The organism is Blastochloris sulfoviridis (genome assembly GCF_008630065.1).
Taxonomy (GTDB): domain Bacteria; phylum Pseudomonadota; class Alphaproteobacteria; order Rhizobiales; family Xanthobacteraceae; genus Blastochloris; species Blastochloris sulfoviridis.
Genome location: NZ_VWPL01000065.1, coordinates 1 through 3,715 on the forward strand (window position 1 = coordinate 1; position 3,715 = coordinate 3,715).

Genomic DNA, 3,715 nt, shown 5'->3' on the forward strand with positions numbered 1-3,715 from the left:
CCCGGGCGGGGGGCGCTGGCCCCCGTTTGTTTGCCGGCCCCCCGCGACCCCCCCCCCCGCCCCCCCTCGCGGGGGGCGCCCTTCTTTTACAATCACTGGGCACGCCCCAAGCATCTCGCTTGTCGCATTTTCTTTCGCAAAACCGGTATCCACTTTTGCGGAAAATGCTCTACAGCGCGAAGATCTTGCCCGGATTGAGGATGTTGTCGGGGTCGAGCGCGCGCTTGACGGCGCGCATGGCGTCGAGCGCGCCCTCGCCCAGCTCGGCGCCGATATAGCCCATCTTGCCCTGGCCGACGCCGTGCTCGCCGGTGCAGGTGCCCTCCATGGCGATCGCCCGGTCGACCATCCGGCCGAGGAACGTCTTGCAGCGCTTCACCTCGTCGGCGTCGTCATTGTCGATCACCACCAGCGCATGGAAATTGCCGTCGCCGACATGGCCGACCATCGACACGGTGAGGCCAAGCTCGGCGGCGTCGCGCTTGGTCTCGGCGGCACACTCCGCAAGGCGCGAGATCGGCACGCAGACGTCGCCGGACAGGCCCGAGCAGCCGGGCCGGAGCGCCAGCGCCGCCCAGAACGCGTCATGGCGTGCCTGCCACAGCTTGGAGCGGCGCTCCGGCTCGGTCGCCCAGTCGAACGGGCCGCCGCCGCATTCGGCGGCGATCTCGCCGAACCGCTGCGCCTGTTCGGCCACCCACGCCTTGGTGCCGTGGAACTCCAGGAACAGCATCGGCGTGACCGGCAGATCGAGCTTGGAATAGCGGTTGGAAGCGCCAACCGCGACCTCGTCGAGCAGCTCGATGCGCGCCACCGGAATGCCGCTCTGGATGGTGGCGATGGTCGCCTCGCACGCCGCCTCGATCGAGGGGAACGGGCAGATGCCGGCCGAGATCGCCTCGGGGATTCCGGACAGCCGGATCGTCAGCTCGGTGATGATGCCGAGCGTGCCCTCCGAGCCGACGAAGAGGCGGGTGAGATCGTAGCCGGCTGAGGACTTCTTGGCGCGGCGGGCTGTGTTGATCACCTCGCCGTTGGCCAGCACCGCCGTCAGCGCCAGCACGTTGTCCTTCATCGTGCCGTAGCGCACGGCATTGGTGCCCGAGGCACGCGTCGCCGCCATGCCGCCGAACGAGGCATCAAACCCGGGATCGATCGGAAAGAACAGGCCGGCGTCGCGCAGATAGCTGTTGAGCGTCGAGCGGGTGACGCCGGGCTCGACCACCACGTCGAGATCCTCGGCGTGCACCGCGACGATGCGGTTCATCTCGCGCGTGTCGATGGAGATGCCGCCGAACGGCGCGTTCACCTGCCCTTCCAGCGACGAGCCGGTGCCGTAGGGGATGATCGGCACGCGGTGTGCGGCGCACGCCCGCACGATCTCCTGCACCTCCTCGGTCGAATGCGGAAACACCACCGCGTCCGGCGGCTGCGGGGCGACCCAAGTCAAAGTGTGGGCGTGCTGGTCGCGCACCGCCTGCGACGTGGTGAAGCGGGCACCGAAGCGTTGGCCGAGGGCGGCGACGACGGTTTCGACCGCTTCCTCTGGCGGCCGGCAGAATGATGCGGACATGTTGGCCTTTCCGGAGCCGGAACCCGTGCCGCAGCTCCACAGTTTCTGTTTAGCAAAACACTCGCCGGGCACGCGACCGTTTCCGTCCGCCGGAAAAGGAGGCACAATGCCGCTCCACGGACCATGAATGCGGAGGGTCCGATGCTTGACCGCGTCGACTTCGTGCCTGTCTTTTTTGCGCCGTTCGTCTCTGCGCCGATGGTGGTCGACCCCGGCTGGGTCGACTACAACGACCATTTGAACATGGCCTATTACAACGTGCTGTTCGACCGCGCGATGGACGAGGCGATGCTGCTGGTCGGGCTCGGCCCCTATTACGTCCGCCACAAGGGGGCGTCCTACGTCACGGCGGAAGTGCACGTGCGCTACATGCGCGAGCTGAAGGCCGACGACCCGGTGCGGGTGACGGTGCAGCTTCTTGATTTCGACGACAAGCGCGTGCACGTGTTCCAGCAGCTCTATCACGCCGCCGAAGGCTGGGTCTCGGCCACCTCCGAGCAGATGGCGCTGCATGTCGATTTGATGCGCAAGAAGACCGCGCACTTCCCAACCGACATCCTCAGCCGGCTGGCGCTGATGAAGCAGGCGCACGACCGGCTGACGCCGCCCGAGGGCGCCGGCCGCCGCATCGCCATGCCGCCGCGCCCGGCGTAAGGGAAGCCGTCATCCCGGGCGAGCAGCGAAGCTGCGAGACCCGGGATCGTCCGCAGAAGAGGCTGTTTGCCGGCGAGCGGCACGGCTCTCTTCTTCCCTCTCCCCTTGCGGGAGAGGGTGGCGAGACCGAGTGAAGCGAGGTCGAGCCGGGTGAGGGGGTGCTGCAAACGCATATGAGAGCACCCCCGCACCCGCCTCGCGATCTCATCGATCGCTCGGCACCCTCTCCCGCAAGGGGAGAGGGACAGGGCGCGCGCCTCACGCCCGGCGCGCCGATGAAGCCGGCAGCTCCATGTCGAGGCTCACCCAGCCCTCCAGCGTGCGGCGGCGGATGAGCCGCAGGCCCTGGCCGCGATAGGCCGCGACCACCGCGCGGGCGTGGCCGGGCAGAAGCCCCGACAGGATGACCCGCGCGCCCGGCGCCAGGAGCCGGCGGATCTGCGGCGCGAGCCCGATCAAGGGCCGCATCAGGATGTTGGCGAACACCAGGTCATAGGGACCGGCCCCCGCCACATCGGCGCGCGTCAGGCTGCCGGCATGCAGCACCCGCACCCGATCGGCCGCCTTGTTGAAGCGGACATTGGCGCGCGCGGTGACCACGGCATCGCGGTCGATGTCGGTGGCGACCACCGGCAGCCGCGCCGCCCGCGCCGCCGCCAGCGCCAGCACGCCGGTGCCGGTGCCGACATCGAGCGCCCGCAGAGTGGCCCCGCCGGCGCGCCGCGCCTTGTTCCACCGGTCGAAGCCGATCAGGCAGCCGCGCGTGGTGCCGTGGTGGCCGGTGCCGAAGGCCAGCGCCGCCTCGATCTCGATGCCCAGCGCGTTGGGCGGGACGCGGTGGCGGTCGTGCGCGCCATGCACCACCACGCGCCCCGCCTGTACCGGCTTCAGCCCGTCGAGCGAGGCGGCCACCCAGTCCTTTGGCGTCAGCGCCTCGAAGACGAGGGCGGCCGCGGCCTCCGCGCCGGCCGCCAGCGCCACCAGATCGCGCACCGCCGCCTCATCGGGCGGATCGGCGAAATAGGCCTCGACGCTCCAGCCGGACTCATCGGGCAATTCGAATGCCGCAACCGCGGTCTCGGCCGGATCGAAGCTCTCGCCGATCAGGTCGGCGACGCGGCGGGCGTCCGCCTCCGTGGCGAGAAGCCGGGCAAGGGTGGAGGGGCTGACGGGCTGGAGACCTTCGCGCATGGGGAGCGTTTTCCGCAAAAGTGTGAAGCGGTTTTGCGACAGAAAACGCGACCAACCGGAAGCCGGAGCGTTTTCCGCAAAAGTGTGAAGCGAACCCGGCTGATCGGCTCAAAGCGGCCTTCGGCCGGAAGCCGCCTCTTCCCTCTCCCCTTGTGGGCAGGGGAATCGCAGATGAGTATAAGGGCATTGCGCGGGAGGTAGAGAAGGATTCATTCATGAGGCTTCTCGATTCGGGGAGGCTCCCATGCAGGCTCTCATCTCGATTTTCCGCCAAGTTCACGATCCTCGCGACATCAA

The 3,715-nt window shown here is 68.6% G+C and carries 3 protein-coding genes; 1 reads left to right on the top strand and 2 read right to left on the bottom strand.

Going from position 1 to position 3,715, the window contains the following annotated elements; genetic code table 11:
* Nucleotides 1-169 precede the first annotated feature (169 nt).
* A complete protein-coding gene (locus F1193_RS16820; RefSeq protein WP_150098942.1) occupies nt 170-1,573 on the bottom strand; it encodes an FAD-binding oxidoreductase in 1,404 nt (467 codons plus the stop codon).
* 141 nt (nt 1,574-1,714) lie between these two features.
* Here F1193_RS16820 and F1193_RS16825 point away from each other — a divergent pair, with 141 nt between their 5' ends.
* The gene (locus tag F1193_RS16825) at nt 1,715-2,227 is read left to right on the top strand and encodes a thioesterase family protein (protein ID WP_150098943.1); all 513 of its coding nucleotides are present in this window, start codon (nt 1,715-1,717) and stop codon (nt 2,225-2,227) included.
* A gap of 258 nt (nt 2,228-2,485) precedes the next feature.
* Here F1193_RS16825 and F1193_RS16830 read toward each other — a convergent pair whose 3' ends face one another.
* Complete coding sequence (locus F1193_RS16830) at nt 2,486-3,418, bottom strand: 50S ribosomal protein L11 methyltransferase (protein ID WP_150098944.1); 933 nt, start codon at nt 3,416-3,418, stop codon at nt 2,486-2,488.
* Nucleotides 3,419-3,715: the final 297 nt, after the last annotated feature.

Excerpts from the sequence above, each read along its gene's own strand:
- F1193_RS16830 (WP_150098944.1), bottom strand. The coding sequence starts at position 3,418 with ATGCGCGAAGGTCTCCAGCCCGTCAGCCCCTCCACCCTTGCCCGGCTT.
- F1193_RS16820 (WP_150098942.1), bottom strand. The coding sequence starts at position 1,573 with ATGTCCGCATCATTCTGCCGGCCGCCAGAGGAAGCGGTCGAAACCGTC.
- F1193_RS16825 (WP_150098943.1), top strand. The coding sequence starts at position 1,715 with ATGCTTGACCGCGTCGACTTCGTGCCTGTCTTTTTTGCGCCGTTCGTC.